The 15853-nt window shown below is 73.1% G+C and carries 14 protein-coding genes; 5 read left to right on the top strand and 9 right to left on the bottom strand.

The window, feature by feature from the left end; translation table 11 throughout:
- Positions 1-7: 7 nt before the first annotated feature.
- Positions 8-223, top strand: coding sequence for a GNAT family N-acetyltransferase (locus OG746_RS27820; RefSeq protein WP_266719588.1), 216 nt, complete (start codon positions 8-10; stop codon positions 221-223).
- On the opposite strand, the gene OG746_RS27815 is transcribed toward OG746_RS27820, so the two are convergent.
- The 9 genes from OG746_RS27815 to OG746_RS27775 form a co-directional block, all read right to left on the bottom strand.
- Positions 190-1155 carry an arsenic resistance protein gene (locus tag OG746_RS27815; RefSeq protein ID WP_266725475.1) on the bottom strand — a complete coding sequence of 322 codons (966 nt, stop codon included), beginning with the start codon at positions 1153-1155 and terminating at the stop codon, positions 190-192. The genes OG746_RS27820 and OG746_RS27815 overlap by 34 nt on opposite strands.
- Positions 1156-1649: 494 nt before the next feature.
- Positions 1650-2651, bottom strand: a complete 1002-nt coding sequence (locus OG746_RS27810) for an alpha/beta hydrolase (protein ID WP_266725473.1) — start codon at positions 2649-2651, stop codon at positions 1650-1652.
- Between the two features lie 48 nt (positions 2652-2699).
- A complete protein-coding gene (locus OG746_RS27805) occupies positions 2700-3674 on the bottom strand; it encodes a DMT family transporter (RefSeq protein WP_266719586.1) in 975 nt (324 codons plus the stop codon).
- A gap of 152 nt (positions 3675-3826) precedes the next feature.
- Entirely contained in the window at positions 3827-4471 is a 645-nt protein-coding gene (locus OG746_RS27800) for a response regulator (RefSeq protein ID WP_266719584.1), read from the bottom strand.
- Positions 4435-5697, bottom strand: coding sequence for a sensor histidine kinase (locus OG746_RS27795; RefSeq protein ID WP_266719583.1), 1263 nt, complete (start codon positions 5695-5697; stop codon positions 4435-4437). Before OG746_RS27795 ends, OG746_RS27800 begins: the two co-directional genes overlap by 37 nt.
- A gap of 43 nt (positions 5698-5740) precedes the next feature.
- Positions 5741-7240, bottom strand: a complete 1500-nt coding sequence (locus OG746_RS27790) for an FAD-dependent monooxygenase (protein ID WP_266719581.1) — start codon at positions 7238-7240, stop codon at positions 5741-5743.
- A gap of 127 nt (positions 7241-7367) precedes the next feature.
- Positions 7368-7607: a hypothetical protein gene (locus OG746_RS27785; protein WP_266719579.1), complete on the bottom strand. Its 240-nt coding sequence runs from the start codon at positions 7605-7607 to the stop codon at positions 7368-7370.
- A 20-nt stretch (positions 7608-7627) separates the two neighbouring features.
- The gene (gene malQ, locus OG746_RS27780; protein WP_266719577.1) at positions 7628-9670 is read right to left on the bottom strand and encodes a 4-alpha-glucanotransferase; all 2043 of its coding nucleotides are present in this window, start codon (positions 9668-9670) and stop codon (positions 7628-7630) included.
- Positions 9671-9675: 5 nt separating this feature from the next.
- Complete coding sequence (locus OG746_RS27775) at positions 9676-9894, bottom strand: hypothetical protein (RefSeq protein ID WP_266719575.1); 219 nt, start codon at positions 9892-9894, stop codon at positions 9676-9678.
- A 258-nt stretch (positions 9895-10152) separates the two neighbouring features.
- Here OG746_RS27775 and OG746_RS27770 point away from each other — a divergent pair, with 258 nt between their 5' ends.
- From OG746_RS27770 to OG746_RS27755, 4 genes are all read left to right on the top strand, one after another.
- On the top strand, positions 10153-13128 hold the full coding sequence (locus OG746_RS27770; protein ID WP_266719574.1) for a glycoside hydrolase family 84 protein: 2976 nt from the start codon (positions 10153-10155) through the stop codon (positions 13126-13128).
- A gap of 111 nt (positions 13129-13239) precedes the next feature.
- Complete coding sequence (locus OG746_RS27765) at positions 13240-13782, top strand: PadR family transcriptional regulator (protein ID WP_266719572.1); 543 nt, start codon at positions 13240-13242, stop codon at positions 13780-13782.
- Entirely contained in the window at positions 13779-14477 is a 699-nt protein-coding gene (locus tag OG746_RS27760; RefSeq protein ID WP_266719570.1) for an ABC transporter ATP-binding protein, read from the top strand. The genes OG746_RS27765 and OG746_RS27760 overlap by 4 nt, the downstream gene beginning before the upstream one ends.
- Complete coding sequence (locus OG746_RS27755; RefSeq protein WP_266719568.1) at positions 14474-15823, top strand: FtsX-like permease family protein; 1350 nt, start codon at positions 14474-14476, stop codon at positions 15821-15823. Before OG746_RS27760 ends, OG746_RS27755 begins: the two co-directional genes overlap by 4 nt.
- Positions 15824-15853: the final 30 nt, after the last annotated feature.

Here is a 15853-nt window from a genome sequence, read left to right as displayed (position 1 = left end):
CCTAGGGGTGGGCCGGCTGCTCTTCGAGCACGTGCGGGACACGGCGCGCGAGGCCCGGTTCACGAGGGTGAGCTGGGCGGCGGACCCCAACGCCGTCCCGTTCTACGAGGCGATGGGCGCGCGGCACGCGGGCGCGATCCCGTCGGGCTCGGTCCTGGGCCGCATGCTCCCGCTGATGGAACTGAGGCCTCAGGCGACCAGCCGCGGGACGGCCCGTACGTAGACCACCATGCCGACGACCTCGACCAGTGTCTGGGTGACGACGACCACCGCGGCGACGGCCAGCGGGTCCGGCAGGGACAGGGCGAGGGGCAGGACGACGAGGGAGTTGCGGGTGGCGCCGGTGAACACGACCGCCCGCCCTGAGGGCACGTCGAGCCGGTAGAGGCGGGCCACGGCGCGGCCCGCGAACGCCATCACCAGCAGGAACAGCACGTAGAACGGCACGACGCGCGCCACGTCCCCGAGGTTGTCGTCCAGTTTGGGGATCTGGGAGGCGACGACCGTCAGCAGCGTGGCGGCCATGAGCGGCACCATCGTGATGCCCACGGCTTCGGAGAAGTGCCGCCCGGCCGGGCGGCGGGCGGCCCACGCCTGGGTGAGCCAGGCGAGGGCGAGCGGCACGACGATGAGCGTGAGGAACGCCTCGACGAACGGCCCCGCCTCGACGAGGTCACTCAGCCCCGCGCCCATGAACAGGTACAGATACCCCGGCAGCAGCACCATCTGCGCGAGCAGCAGCAACGGCGTCGCCGCGAGCAGCCGTTGACTCGCGCCGCCCGCGAGGCCGCTGAAGACGATCACGTAGTCGACGCAGGGGCAGAGCAGCACGAGGAGCACGCCGAGGCGTACCGCCTGGTCGTCGGGGAGGAACATGAACATGGCGGCGACGACGAGCGGCACGACGACGAAGTTGACCGTGAGCGCGGCGGCCAGGAAGCGCCCGGCGCGCAGCGACCGGAGCAGCTCTGCGGCGGGGACCTGGAGGAAGGTCACGTAGAGGAGCGCGGCGAGAACGGGGTTAATGGCACGCTCCAGCCCGGGCCCAACGCCGCTGGGCGCGACGAGCCCGACCACGGCGCCGACCGCCAGCGCCCCCAGATAAACGGCTACCTGCCGCCGCTCCATAACCTCGCCCACCTGGGCCATACGCATCGCACTCACGCCCCGACCGTAGCCCGCCCACCGGGGCTCCTTCGTTGCGCGGCACCGGGGTTCTGGGACGGTGCCGTGGCCGGCGCCCTCCGTATGCGCAGCCTGCACCGGGTGCCGCCTTGCCCACCCTGCCGCCCCAGGCGGCAGATTGCCCAAGGCGCGTGCGGCCGACCGCGGCGGGTGGGGAGCCGTGGTGGGCGTTACCCAAGGCGGGGCGGCACCCCGTCGGGCCGACGCCCCCGGAGGGGGCGGGTGGGTGGGAGATGGGCGGGAGCCGGGCGATTACCCATGGGCGGGCGGGACAATTCGAGCCCCTGCGGCGGGTGGGCATTTCCAGCCCCGCCGGCGTTTGAGGCGCGGGGTCCGGGGCAGAGCCCCGTGGCCTGGGCCACGGCAGGCCGCAAGCCACGTGGCACCGAGCCCATCAAGCCCCGCCTCTCGCACGAGAGCCCGCGGGGGCCGGGGCGGAGCCCCGTGGCCGGGGGGCGGTGTGGCTATCGGAGCGCGGTCAGCCAGTCCACGAGCAGACGGTTGACCTCCACAGGACGTTCCTGCTGGAGCCAGTGCCCCGCCCCGGGCAGAACGTGCGACCCCGCGAGGCCCGGCAACGTCTTCGGGTACGCGGCAATCGCCTCCGCCAGCCACGTCGTCGAGGCGTCCCCTCCCCCACCGATGAACAAGGACGGCTGCACGATCGGCGCACCGTCGTACGCCTCCAGGTCCTCCCAGTCCCGGTCCATGTTCCGGTACCGGGCAAGCGCACCCCCCATCCCCGTACGCTCGAACTCCCCCGCGTACACGTCGAGTTCGTCATCGCTCAGCCACTCGGGCCGACCCCCGGGGAACCGGTCCCGCATCAGCCCACCACGCGCGACGAAATGCGGGTCAGGTGCATCCGCCCCCGGCATCGTGTCCGCGGAGAGCGCGGCGTAGATCCCGCCCAGCCACCCCCGCACATCCGGCTCGATCTCATCCTCCGCACGCCCCGGCTCCTGGAAGTACGAGACGTAGAACTCCTCCTCACCGCCGCCCATATGCGCGAACACCTCACTGGGTCGCGGCCCACCCCGCGGCGCGTACGGCACGCTCAGCAGCCCCACCGCCCGAAAGGCCTCCGGACGGACCAGCGCCGAGGTGGCGGCGATGTTCGCACCCCAGTCGTGGCCGATCACGACCGCCGACTCCTCGCCGAGGGCACGGACCACGGCGACGTTGTCCTCGACGAGTTCGAGCATCCGGTACGCGGCGATGTCGTCAGGCCGCGACGACCTCCCGTACCCACGTACGTCGATCGCGACCGCCCGATATCCGGCGGCGGCGAGCGCCGGAAGCTGCCGCCGCCACGAGTACCAGGACTCGGGGAACCCGTGCAGGAGCAGGACGAGCGGCCCCGTCCCCTGCTCCACGAGATGGGTGCGGCCCGCCGGTGAGGGCACGAGGCGGTGGATCGGTTCGGGCAGGCCGGGCAGGTCAGGCAGAACAGGCAGGTCGGGCATCGTTTCCTCCAGCTCCGGGGAACTCCACGTCACCCTTCGATCCTGCCTCTACGACCGCCCGGCCCCCCGCCTTGTTGCCGGTTCGGCAAACCGCGGCGAGGCGACCGACGCCAGCACCACCCCGCCCAGGATCAGCGCCATGCACCCCACCTGCGCCCACCCCATCGACTCCCCGAGGACGACGTACGACAGCGCGGCCACGCACACCGGCTGGAGGTAGTACACGACCCCCGCTCGCGCCGCCCCCACCATCGCGATCGCCTTGTTCCACGCGAAGAAGGCGACCGCCGACGACACCACTCCCACGTACAGCAGCGGCAGCGCCGTGCCCGCCCGCACCTCGAAGCCGCCCTGCACCGCCACGCTCGCCGCGTACACGGGCAGCAGCATCAGCGCGCCGAGCACGAAGGTCGCGAACAGGAAGGCCACGCCGCCGAGTTCGCGCGGCTTGCGGCGCAGCAGCGCGCTGTACGAGCCGAAGCACACGGCCGCCACGACCACCCACAGGTCGCCGGGTGCGAAGTCGGGCGTGAGGGAGCCCTTGCTGACGAGGAGGACGACCCCCACGCAGGCGATCAGCGTTCCGGCCACCCGGCGCGGCCCCAACCGCGCCCCGCCGATCCGCTCGTACACCGCCATGAGCACCGGCGACGCGGCCATGATCATGCCCATGTTGCCGGCGGAGGTCGTCATGCCGGCCTGGTTGACGAGGGTGTTGTAGACCGCGATGCCGAGCAGCGAGGCCAGCGCCACGAACCCCAAGTGCCGCCGCAGCACCGCCCGTTGACGCCATGCCGCCCGCGCCCCGAACGGCGCCACCGCCACGATCGCCACCACCCAGCGCCAGAACGCGTGCTGGATCGGCGGCACGCTGTCGTGCAGCCCGCGCGCGGTGACGAAGCTGCCGGACCAGACGACCGTCGCGAGCGCGGCGAGCGCGAGGCCGACGCCGAGCCCGCCGGCCGCGCGGCCCGCCGCCGCGCTCGGTTCCACCGGTGTACGGGTACGGTCCAGGACTGCCATCAGGGTCGGGGCCTCTCTCGATCGGGTTCCGTTGCCCCATTACCGTGGCAGCGCCCCACCCATCACGTCCATCGAAACTTTTCGCCGCGTACGTTCAGAATTACTGAACGAATGCCCCTCAAAGCTGGCCCCTTAAAGCTGGCCCCTCCCAGCTACCCCTCCAGGTACGCCAGCACCGCCAGCACCCGCCGGTTGTCGCTCTCGCCGGGATACAGGCCGAGCTTGGTGAAGATGTTGCCGATGTGCTTGGTGACGGCCTTCTCCGTGACGACCAGGGACTCGGCCACCCCCGCGTTGGACCTGCCCTGCGCGAGCAGCGCGAGCACCTCGCGCTCGCGGCCGGTCAGGGAGCCGAGCCGCCGGTCGCGGACCTTGCGGGCGAGCAGCTTCGACACCACCTCGGGGTCCATCACCGTGCCGCCGCCCGCCACCTGGTGGATGGTGCGCAGGAACTCGGAGCCGTTCGTGACCCGGTCCTTGAGTACGTATCCGACCGCGCCCGCGCCGTCCGCCAGCAACTCCCGTGCGTACAGGGGCTCCACGTACTGCGAGAGCAGCAACACCGGGAGCCCCGGCACCTGTTCGCGGGCTTCGAGGGCCGCGCGCAGGCCCTCGTCGCTGAAGTCCGGCGGCAGCCGTACGTCGACGATCGCGACGTCGGGACGCTCGGCGACGAGGACCTTGCGCAGCTCAGGTCCGTTGTCCACGGCGGCGACGACCTCGTGCCCGTACGCGCCGAGGAGCCGCACGAGACCGTCCCTCAGCAGGAAGTGGTCTTCGGCGACAACAACGCGCACGGCACCTCCATCGAGATCTGGGTCGGGCCACCGGCCGGACTGTTGACGGCGAGGACGCCGTCGAAGGTGGCGAGCCGCCGCTCGATGCCGGCGAGGCCGCCGCCCCGGTCCGGGTCCGCGCCGCCGCGGCCGTCGTCGATGACGCCGACGCGCAGGGCCCCGGTCCCCGCGTCGTAGGTGATGTCGATCCACAGGCGCTCGGCCTCCGCGTGCTTGGCCGCGTTCGTCACGGTCTCGGCGACCGCGAAGTAGACCGCCGATTCGACCGGTGCCTCCAGGCGGGCGGGCAGGTCGACCGTGACCTCCGCGGCCAGCGGGCTGAGCAGTGCCAACGACCGTACGGCGTCGGCGAGTCCACGGTCGGCGAGGACCGGCGGGTGGATGCCGCGGACCAGGTCGCGCAGCTCCTGGAGCGCGGCGGACGAGGAGGCGCGGGCCTCCGCGAGGAGGGCCCTGACGGCTTCCGGGTCGTCGTTCAGGCGGTGCTCGGCGGCGTCCAGCGTCATGCCCATCGCGACGAGGCGGGCCTGCGCCCCGTCGTGCAGGTCCCGCTCGATACGGCGCAGTTCGGCGGCGGAGGTGTCCACGGCGTCGGTGCGGGTCGCGGACAGGTGGGCGATGCGGGCCGCCATCAGCTCCTGCTCACTCGGGGAGAGCGTCGAGCGGACGAAGCGGGCGTGGCAGTCGACGCTGCCGGGCGCGAGCCACAGGCCGACCTTGCCGACGCCGAGGCCGAGCAGACCCGCCATCAGGCCCGTCGGGATGTTCTCGACGTGGACGAACATGTACCAGAGGCCGTCCCAGCCGGCGTCCCGCGCCAGGTAGGAGCCGAAGACGGCGAGGAAGAGGCCCCACAGTCCGTAGAGGACGAGCGCGCCGGGCAGGCAGGCGATGAGGCCGCCGACGAAGGAGTACATCGTGGTCCAGCGCCACTCGCGGAACCGCTGGGCGTCCCCGAACACCCAGCGGTAGCGGGCGAGCGGCCCGAAGCTCTCCTTCTCGCCGCCGGCCGTCGGCGCGGGTGTCGCCTCGACGGCGATGCCCGACCACGCGGCCGCGAGGGCCCGCTCGCGGTCCACGAGGCGGCGCATGCCCGCCGCGGCCCAGGGCAGCATGCCCGGAATCGGTGTCCACACCGCGATGTGCACCATCGTCGACCAGTGCATCGCCACCATGGACAGCCACCACAGCCGGTTGCACCGCCTGACCGCCTCGACCCGCTTCATGTCCCGTCTCCCCCAACTCGACCGCGTCTTCGGCTACTTGCCGTTACCGCAATGAGTATCCGGCGAACATCTCGGGGACGTCGGTGGACTTAACTCCCCCATCGGTTCCTTCATCCGCGCCCTCGTCCGCTCCCCCTTCCTTACCCGGGTCGCGGGCCCACGCCGCGTATCCGTCGGGCCGCACCAGGAGCGCGGTGCGCCGGTCGCTCGCCCAGTGGGCGACCTGGACGCCGTCCATCTTGTCCGGCGACCCCTGGGGCAGGATCAGGACGAACTCGCCCGCGCGCAGGGCCTCGTAGAGCCGGGTCCCGCCCTGAAGCGCGACGTCGGGGACGCGCCTGCCGACGAGCGGGTGGGAGCCCCTGGGGGCCGGGTAGCGGAAGCCGATTCCGGTGATCTGGCCGACCGCGCGGGTGCGGGCGGGGCGGGCGCGGGTCACGGCCGTGGCGAGGACCGAGCGGGCCGCGAGCGTCCAGGGACGCTTGGCCATCGCGAGGCGGACCAGGCCGCCGCTGCTGCGCAGCACCGCCTTACCGACGGGGTGGCGCTCCGACTCGTAGGTGTCGAGGAGCTCTTCGGTCGCCCGGCCGCCCACCACCGCCGCCAGTTTCCAGCCGAGGTTCGCCGCGTCCTGAAGGCCCGTGTTCATGCCCTGGCCGCCCGCCGGGGTGTGCACGTGGGCGGCGTCCCCGGCCAGCAGCACCCGGCCCACGCGGTACTTCGGCGCCTGCCGCTCGTCGCTGTGGAAGCGGGACATCCAGCGGGCGTCGTGCATGCCGTAGTCCTGGCCGAGGGCGAGCCGGGCGGTCTCCTTGATCTCGTCGAGGTCGAGCGGGGCGTCGTCCGACACGTCGTGCGCGCGGTTCCAGGCGATCACCCGGTAGTAGCCGTCACCGAACGGCGCGATGAAGGCGAAGGCGTCGCCGACCGTGTTCACGGTGAGCACGTTGTCGGGCTGCTCGCCGAGCCGGACGTCGGCGAGGACGACCGAGCGGATGACGGACTTGCCCGGGAACGGAAGCCCCACCGCCGTGCGCACGGTGCTGCGCATTCCGTCGGTGCCGACGACGTACGCCGCGCGCAGGTCCTTCGACTCCCCCTGCGTGCGTACGTGGAGCGTGACGCCGTCCGCGTCCTGCGCCAGGCCCGTCACCTCGGTCTCGTACGCGAAGGCGACCCCGGCGTCGACGGCCCGCCGCTCCAGGAGCCTCTCGACCTCGTACTGCGGGACGACGAGGAGGTGGTTGAAGCGCGAGGGCAGATCGGCCAGTTCGAGGACGAGGCTGCCGAACAGGCGCAGCCGCTGCAGCTGTTGGCCCTTCGTCTCCAGCTCGTCGGCGAGCCCCCGCGCGTCGAGCTGTTCCAGCGTGCGGGCGTGCACGGCGAAGGCGCGGGAGAGGTTGCTGATCTCTTGGGGGCGCCGCTCGACGAGGGTGACGGGGACGCCCGCGGCGGCGAGGTCCCCCGCGAGCAGCAGTCCGGTCGGGCCCGCGCCGACCACGATCACTGAGCCGGTGGTGCGGGATGAGCCTGTGCTGTCCATGAGGCCTCCAGATGCGGTGACGCCCGGATCGACCCGCCCATCCTGCCCGTACAGACGCGTCGAGGGCACCCGCCGCGAAAGAACGCGGTGGGTGCCCTCGACGGGGAAACCGTGTGGAAGCCGGGCCTCAGCCCTGCTTCGGCTGCTTACGGGACTTGTCGCCCAGCGAGACCAGTCCTGCGATCACCAGGAACAGGACGATCGGCGTCACCACGTAGAGGCCGAGCGTCTCGATCACGCTCAGGCCGGTACCCGGGTCGTCGCCGTCGTCGCGCGTGAGCGCGAGCGCGGGGGACGACATCAGCAGCATCATCAGCGTCGTACCGGAGGCCAGGGCGCCGGCGCGCAGGGCGTTCTTCTTGTCCACGGTGCCAACGTAGCGAACGCCTAAACGGGCCGCGCGTCCGGGGGGCCTGTAAGGGGGACTTCGGCTCCCGCGGACGCCTCCGCGAACACGCCGAGCAGGGCGTGCGCGCGGGGGGACGCGGCCAGTTCCTCCAGGGTGACGGGCCGGCCCTCGGCGTCGGCGACGGGCAGCCGCCAGTTCGGGTACTCGGCCCAGGTGCCGGGCAGGTTCTGCGGGCGCCGGTCGCCCACCAGGTCGGGCAGCCACACCCCGGTCATCCGGGCGGGCGTGCGCCACAGGAACCGGTGGACCGCACGCACCGCCTCCTCCTCGTCCCGCGTTCCGTGCGCGAACAGGCCCATCCGGGCGAACAGGGCGAGCCACTCCGCCACCTCGGCCGCCGCCTCCGCCCCGCTCGCCGACGACAGGCCGAGCCGCTCGCGCAGCCGTACGTCGTCGCCGCTCAGGCGGGCGGCGGTGGACGGCAGGTCGTGGGTGGTGGCGGTGGCGACGCAGTCCGTGCGCCAGGCCTCGGCGGGGACGGGGCGTCCGTCGCCCTCCCAGTCGCGCTCGAACCAGAGCACGGACGTGCCGAGCACCCCGCGCGCGTGCAGTGTCCCGCGCACGCCCGGCTCGACGGTGCCGAGGTCCTCCCCGATGACGTACGTGCCCGAGCGCGACGCCTCCAGGAGCAGCACGGCGAGCATGGCCTCGGCGTCGTAGTGGACGTAACAGCCCTCGGTCGGCGGCAGGCCCTCCGGGATCCACCAGAGCCGGAACAGGCCCATCACGTGGTCGATGCGGATGGCGCCCGCGTGCCGCATCAGATTGCGGAGTAGGTCACGGAAGGCGGCGTAGCCGGTCTCCGCGAGGCGGTCGGGGCGCCACGGCGGCAGGCCCCAGTCCTGGCCGCGCGCGTTGAAGGCGTCCGGGGGCGCGCCCACGCTGATGCCCTGCGCGAAGACGTCGCGCTGCGCCCACGCGTCGGCGCCGCCGGGGTGCACGCCGACGGCGAGGTCGTGCACGAGCCCGATCGGCATGCCCGCCTCGCGCGCCGCACGCTGGGCGGCGGCGAGTTGCCCGTCCGTGAGCCAGGCGAGCCGGCAGTGGAAGTCGACGCGGTCCATCAGCTCCCGGCGGGCGTGGCCGGTCTGCGGCGAGCGCGGGTCCTGGAGGGCGGCGGGCCAGGTGTGCAGGTCGGGGCCGTACCGCTCGGCGAGCGCGCAGTACGTGGCGTGGTCCTCCAGGGCCGTGCCCTGTGCGGCGAGGAAGTCCCAGTAGGAGGCGCGCCGGCCGGGGGTGAGCGGCACCTCGTGGATCGCTTCGAGCGCCGTCCGCTTCAGCGCCCACACCGCGTCCCGGTCGATCAGCGCGCCCTGGGTGAGCACCGCCTCGCGCAGCCGGGCGGCCTCCCGGGCGTGCTGGGGGACGTACGCGTACTCGGGTATGTCCTCGATCCGCAGATGGACGGGGTCGGGGAAGCGGCGCGAGGAGGGGCGGTACGGCGACGGGTCCGTGCCGCCGTCGGGCCCGGCGGGGACCGCCGCGTGCAGCGGGTTGACCTGGAGGAATCCGGTGCCGTGGGTGCGGGCCGACCAGGACGCCAGGTCGGCCAGGTCCGCGAGGTCGCCCATCCCCCAGGAGCGGGTGGAGAGCAGCGAGTAGAGCTGGACGAGCAGTCCGTGGGTGCGCGGCGGCGGGGCCGGCGCTGTGGGCGGCGCGGCGATCAGATGGGCTTCGGCGCGGCGCCCGTCGGGTGTGCCGACGCGCAGCCGGTGCGTGCCTGGCGGGGTCGCGGTGCCGGGGTCCCAGGGGTCGAAGCGGTCCCCGCCCTCCGGCCGCAGCCGCAGCTCGGCCCCTTCGGGCAGGCCCGTCACCCAACGCGGGACGCTGCCGTCGGCCCACACCACCACGGTCGGCGGCAGCAGCCGCTCGGGCGGCTCGGCCGGATCCGCGCTCACGTCCACGCCGAGCGCGGCGAGGGCCGCCGCCACCGCCGCGTCCGAGGCGTGGACGGTGCGGCCCGGCGCCGGGGAGTAGGAGGTGGCCACTCCGTGCAGCGCGGCGATCCGGGCCTGCGTCATCGAACTCAGCCCGCGGCGAGACCGGTGGGTGTGGGCTCGGAAGTGAGGGGGGACTCGTCCGTCATGGGCGGCTCGGAAGTCAGGGGGGCGTAGTCCGCGAAGGCGGGTTCGCTGGTGAGGGGCGCTTCGAAGGAGCAGGTGCTGGTGACGTCGGCGTCGTCGATCATGCTGAGGTCCGCCTGTTTGGAGAGGGCCGAGAGCAGGAGCTGTGCTGATGCGGCCACGGGGGCCTCCTTCGTCGTAAGGCGTCGGGAGTCGAAAGACCTACCCAGAAGCTACGACCTCAGGCCTCTTTCACCGAACAACGTGTTACTGGTCACAGTGTGTACAACGAAAGGAACTTTGCCCGAGGGCCTGAACAGCCGAAAAAAATCCCGTTCGACCAGGCAACTCGTCGGTAGGGCCGGTTACCGCCCATCGACGGCCTCCTCCCTTCTATCCTTGTGCCTCTTGAGTCAGGTTCGAACCACAGGGAGTACGCCGTGCAGCTCCGGCGCAGGAAGAGGGCGGCTGCCCTCGCGGTCGCCGTCATCGCCGGGACGCTGGGCGGGGCCACGGGGGCCGTGGCCGCTCCCCCGACGCCGGGGACGACCACCGGGGACCTGAAGTCGGACGCGAAGCTGCCCGCGGTGTGGCCGCGGCCGCAGTCCCTCAAGGCGTCGGACGATGCGGACGAGGTCGCGGTCCCGGACGAGGTGACGCTCCTGGTGCCGCCGGGCTCCGACTCGTACGCCGTGGACGCGCTGCGCAAGGCACTGAAGGGCGCGGGGGCGCGGGACGTCCGGCAGGTCTCCGCCGAGCACGACGTGCCCCGCGACGCGCGGCTCGTGGTGCGGCTCGCCACCGAGTCCCCGCAGGCCAGGACGGGCGCGGGCGACTACCGTCCCGACTCGGGCAAGGGGAGGGCCGGCTCTCTCGACGCGACCCTGCGGGGCCTCGGCGCGAGCGCCCGCGGCGATCTGCCGTCCGGCGGCTACCGGCTCGCCGTGGGCCGCGCGGCGGGGACGCCGACCGTCGCCATCGAGGGCATCGGCGACGACGGCCTGTTCCACGCGGCGCAGACGTTCCGGCAGCTGATCGACCGGCGGACCGTCGCGGGGGTTGTCGTACGGGACTGGCCGGGCACGGCCGTACGCGGTCTGACGGAGGGTTTCTACGGCACTCCGTGGACGACGGAGCAGCGCCTGGACCAGCTCGACTTCATGGGCCGCACCAAGCAGAACCGCTACCTGTACGCGCCCGGCGACGACCTGTACCGCCAGGCCCGCTGGCGCGAGCCGTACCCGGCCGACCAGCGCGCCGACTTCCGCAGGCTCGCCGAGCGGGCCCGCGCCAACCACGTGACGCTCGGCTGGGCCGTGGCGCCGGGGCAGGCGATGTGCATGTCGTCGCCGGACGACATCAAGGCGCTCACCCGCAAGCTCGACGCGATGTGGGCGCTCGGGGTGCGGGCCTTCCAGCTCCAGTTCCAGGACGTGTCGTACAGCGAGTGGCACTGCGCGTCGGACGCGCGGGAGTTCGGCTCCGGTCCCGACTCCGCGGCGAAGGCGCAGGCGAAGGTCGCGAACGCGGTGGCGAAGCACCTCGCGGCCCGGCACCCGGGCGCCGGGCCGCTGTCCCTGATGCCGACCGAGTACTACCAGGACGGCACGACGGAGTACCGGACGGCGCTCGCCCGCGATCTGGACGACGCGGTGGAGGTCGCGTGGACGGGCGTCGGCGTGGTGCCGCGCACGATCACCGGTGGCGAACTGGCGGGCGTGCAGGGCGCGTTCGGCGGCGGGCACAAGCTGCTCACGATGGACAACTACCCGGTCAACGACTACGCGCAGGACCGGATATTCCTGGGCCCGTACATGGGCCGGGAGCCCGCCGTGGCCTCCGGTTCCGCGGCGGTCCTCGCCACGGCCATGGAGCAGCCCGCTGCCTCCCGCATCCCGCTGTTCACGACCGCGGACTACGCCTGGAACCCGCGCGACTACCGGGCGCAGGAGTCCTGGCAGGCGGCGATCGACGATCTGGCGGACGGCGACAAGCAGACCGAGGAGGCGCTCGCCGCCCTCGCGGGCAACGACGCGTCGTCGGTGCTCGGCGCGGACGAGTCGGCGTATCTGAAGCCGCTGATCTCGGCGTTCCGGAAGGCGCGCACGACGACGGACGCGGACAGCACCAAGAAGACGGCGGCGGCCCTGCGCGACGCGTTCACCCAGATGCGCCGCACGCCTTCGGCCCTCGACGGCACGGAACTCGACTCCGAAGTCCGGCCATGGGCTGACAAGTTGGGCCGTTACGGGCAGGCGGGCGAGGCCGCGGTCGACATGCTGGAGGCGGCGAGCCGCGACGACAAGGCGGCGGCATGGAAGGCGGCACGCCGCCTGTCGTCCCTCCGCAAGGACTTGAAGCAGTCGAACGTCACGGTCGGCAAGGGGGTGTTGGACCCGTTCCTGACGAAGGCCGAGAAGGAGTTCGCCTCCTGGTCGGGCACGGACCGCGCGGACGCGTCGAAGGGCGCGAAGGCCGAACTCCCGCGCGCCCGCGCTCTGTCCACGGTCACGGTCCTCGCCGACCCCGGCACCTCGGGCACGGTCGAGGCGCACGCACCCGGCGAGGGCTGGAAGCGGATCGGCGCGCTCACGGACGGCGGCTTCACGGAGCTGGACGCCCACAACACCCGCGCGGACGCGGTACGCGTCACGGGCGCGTCGTCCGACGCGGTGACCCACGTGGTCCCCTGGTACGCGGACTCCCCCGCGGCCTCGGTCACCCTGGCCCGCACGGAGACCGACGCCGAAATCGGCGGCGCACCCCAGCGACTGACGGCCCACCTGACGGCGCAGCGCCCGGGCGCCGTACGCGGCCGCCTGACGACGAAGGCCCCGCACGGCATCAAGGTCGACCTCCCGCACCAGTCCGAACTCCCGCGCGGCACAAAGGTCGACGTACCCGTCGAGGTGACGGTTCCCGCGGACACCCCCGCGGGCACGTACTCCATCCCCTTCACCTTCGGCGACGAGACCCGCACCCTCTCGGTCCGCGCCTACCCCCGCACGGCGGGCCCCGACCTGGCCCGCTCCGGCAAGGCCTCCTCCTCGGCGGACGAGACCCCGGACTTCCCGGCGAAGGCCGCCAACGACGGCAAGACGTTGACGCGTTGGTCCTCCCCCGTGAAGAACGGCGAATGGTGGCAGGTCGAACTCGCCAAGCCCACCCGCCTCGGCCTGGTCACCCTCCACTGGCAGGACGCCTACGCCAGGCACTACCGCGTCCAGACCTCCCCCGACGGCCGCACCTGGCGCACGGCGGCAACCGTCCGGGACGGCCAGGGCGGCCACGAGTCGGTCCGCATGGACGCGAAGGACGTGCGCTTCGTGCGGGTCGTGGGCGACAAGAGGGCGACGCAGTACGGGTTTTCGTTGTGGAGTGTGGGGGCGTACGGGGTCGCGGACGAGCACAAGTGAGCGGCGGCGCGTGAACCGCACGCGCCGCTGAGCCGGAACGGACCTTCCCACTTCCGGCACTTCTCGCGGCAACTATGTACTCGATACATATACGCGGTACATACTCCTCGCATGAGCACCCGCCATGTCCTCCTTGGGCTGCTCGCCTCCGGTCCGCGCCACGGCTACGACCTCAAGCGACGCCACGACGAACGTTTCCCGCAGGCCCGCCCGCTCGCGTACGCGCAGGTGTACACGACACTCCAGCGCCTGGTCCGGGACGGCCTTGTGGAGGTCGAGGGCACCGATTCCGACGGTGGCCCGGAGCGCACCCTCTACCGCGTGACGACCGACGGGTCGCGCCAACTTCTCGACTGGACACGGGAGATCACTCCGCCCGCCCCGCACGTCACCAACGAGATCTTCGCCAAGGTCGTCGTCTCCATCCTCGTCGCGGAGCAGGGCGCCGACCCGGACACCCATCTGCACGAACAGCGCGCCGCCCACATGGCACGCATGCGTGAGCTCACCGCACTGAAGACCGACCCCGGCGCGGACCTCACCACCGTCCTGTCCGCCGACTACGCCCTGGCCCACCTCGACGCCGACCTGCGCTGGATGGCGTCCACGGCGGCCAGGCTCGCCACTTTGACCGCGGAGGTCACTGCAACATGAGCACTCCCTCCCTCCTGTCCGCCGTGGGTCTGACCAAGGCGTACGGAAAGACTCCGGCGCTGCGCGGCGTCGGCTTCGACGTGCGCCCCGGCGAGTTCGTCGCCGTCACGGGCGCCAGCGGCAGCGGAAAGTCGACGCTGCTGCACTGCCTGGCCGGCATCGCCCGCCCCGACGAGGGCACGGTGACGTACGCGGGCGAACCCCTGCACCGGTTCGACGAGGAGCGGCTGAGCGAGCTGCGCCGCACCGAGTTCGGCGTCGTCCTCCAATTCGGCCAGCTCATCCCGGAGTTGTCGGCCCTGGACAACGTGGCGCTGCCGCTGCTGCTCGCGGGACGACCGCGCGCCGCGGCGCAGGCGGAGGCCGATGCGTGGCTGGAGCGGTTCGGCGTGCGCGGGCAGCGCGAGCTGCGGCCCGGCGCGATGAGCGGCGGACAGACCCAACGGGTGGCCCTGGCAAGGGCGTTGGTGACGGAGCCGAAGGTCGTCTTCGCCGACGAGCCGACCGGCGCGCTCGACTCGCTGGCCACCGAGCAGGTCCTCGCCTCCCTGGTCCACGCGACCCGGGAGACGCACACGGCCGTGGTCCTGGTGACGCACGAGGCGCAGGTCGCGGCGTACGCGGACCGGGAGGTGCGGCTGCTGGACGGAGCGACGCAGGACACGTCCGCGCCGTCGACGGCGGTGACCCGATGAGCGTCTCCTCCGATCTGCGCCTCGCCTGGCTGCTGACCCGCGGCGCGGACCGCCTGGAGCGGCGGCGGGCGGTGCTCACGGCGCTCGGCGCCACGGCGGCGACCGGGTTCGCGTGCGCGGCCGTGGCCCTCGCGAGCGTGCGCGGCCAGGTCCAGTTCCCTTATGGGAACGGCCTGTTGGACCAGCCGGGCACACGGCGGGGCGTCGTCGCCGGGCTGCTCCTGCTCCTCGTCCCGGTGCTCGGCCTCCTCGGGCAGTGCGCCCGGATCGGCGCGGTCCACCGCGACCGGCGGCTCGCCGGGCTGCGGCTCGCCGGGGCGGGCCCGAAGCAAGTGCGGCGGATCGCGGCGTTGGAGGCCGGGCTCGCGTGCCTGGCGGGGGCGCTCATCGGATACGCGGGGTTCGCGACGGCCGCGCTGAGCGTGGACCGGGCGGTGGACCCCGTCGCATGGCTGGGCGCCGCCGTCGTGACGCTCGCGGTGCCGGTGCTCGGCGTCCTGGTGAGCGCGGTGGCGCTGCGCCGGGTCGCCTCGCCGCTGGGGCACGTGCGGCGGGAGGGGGCGGGGCGCGGTCCCGGGCTCCTCCTCGGGCTTCTGCTGCCCGTCGTCCTCGTCATGCTCGGCGCGGGCCTGGTCCTCGTCCGCGGCAGCTCCGGTACGGCCGCGTCCCTGCCGCTGTTCGTGGTCGGCGCCGTGGTGCTGAGCGGGACGGGCGCCATCTGGGTCGCGGGGACGGCCGCCCGGCTCATCGGGCGGCGGTTCGCTCCGCGCACCGAACGTCCCGCTGTGCTGCTGGCCGCGCACCGACTGCAGGAGGACCCTTGGTCGGCGGCCCGCAGCCACGCGGCCGTCATCCTGGTCACCGTCGTCGGGGTCGGCCTGGCCGGGCTCCGTGAGGTGATGCTCGACCAACTGGCGGCGAACGAGGCCGAGACCGGCGTGCCGCAGGACGTCGGCTACTACACGTACGGCCTGAACCTCACCGCCACCGCGGTGCTGATCGCCCTGCTGATCAGCCTGGCGGCGCTCGCGGTCGGCACCGCCGAGTCACTGTCCTCGCGGCGCCGAGCGCTCGCCGCGCAGGTCGCGGCCGGGGTGCCGCGCCGGATCCTGACGCGGGCGCTGCTCCTGGAGACGGCCCTGTCGCTGACCCCGGCCCTCGTCCTCGCGACACTCGGCGGCACGGCGATCCACACGGCGTACGCGAGGATCGCGGGGCAGTCCGTCCCCTGGGCACTGCCACTCCTCGTCCCGGTGGGCGTCGGCGCGGCCTGCCTGCTGGCCACCGCCACGGCGCTGCCGCTCCTGCACCGCTCGACACACCCGTCGCGGCTCAGGGTGGCGTGACGGCTTCGGATACGAGGACGGGGGCGCGGG

It is taken from the genome of Streptomyces sp. NBC_01016 (assembly GCF_026341035.1).
GTDB lineage: Bacteria > Actinomycetota > Actinomycetes > Streptomycetales > Streptomycetaceae > Streptomyces.
The sequence above is the reverse complement of the archived record's forward strand: the minus strand, read 5'-3'. Positions and strand labels throughout refer to the sequence as shown.

What these genes read in the sequence shown, in the direction of transcription:
- OG746_RS27815 (WP_266725475.1), bottom strand. Translation starts at nt 1,155, where the DNA reads ATGCGTATGGCCCAGGTGGGCGAGGTTATGGAGCGGCGGCAGGTAGCC.
- OG746_RS27765 (WP_266719572.1), top strand. Translation starts at nt 13,240, where the DNA reads ATGAGCACCCGCCATGTCCTCCTTGGGCTGCTCGCCTCCGGTCCGCGC.
- OG746_RS27760 (WP_266719570.1), top strand. Translation starts at nt 13,779, where the DNA reads ATGAGCACTCCCTCCCTCCTGTCCGCCGTGGGTCTGACCAAGGCGTAC.
- OG746_RS27805 (WP_266719586.1), bottom strand. Translation starts at nt 3,674, where the DNA reads ATGGCAGTCCTGGACCGTACCCGTACACCGGTGGAACCGAGCGCGGCG.
- OG746_RS27755 (WP_266719568.1), top strand. Translation starts at nt 14,474, where the DNA reads ATGAGCGTCTCCTCCGATCTGCGCCTCGCCTGGCTGCTGACCCGCGGC.
- OG746_RS27790 (WP_266719581.1), bottom strand. Translation starts at nt 7,240, where the DNA reads ATGGACAGCACAGGCTCATCCCGCACCACCGGCTCAGTGATCGTGGTC.
- malQ (WP_266719577.1), bottom strand. Translation starts at nt 9,670, where the DNA reads ATGACGCAGGCCCGGATCGCCGCGCTGCACGGAGTGGCCACCTCCTAC.
- OG746_RS27810 (WP_266725473.1), bottom strand. Translation starts at nt 2,651, where the DNA reads ATGCCCGACCTGCCTGTTCTGCCTGACCTGCCCGGCCTGCCCGAACCG.
- OG746_RS27795 (WP_266719583.1), bottom strand. Translation starts at nt 5,697, where the DNA reads ATGAAGCGGGTCGAGGCGGTCAGGCGGTGCAACCGGCTGTGGTGGCTG.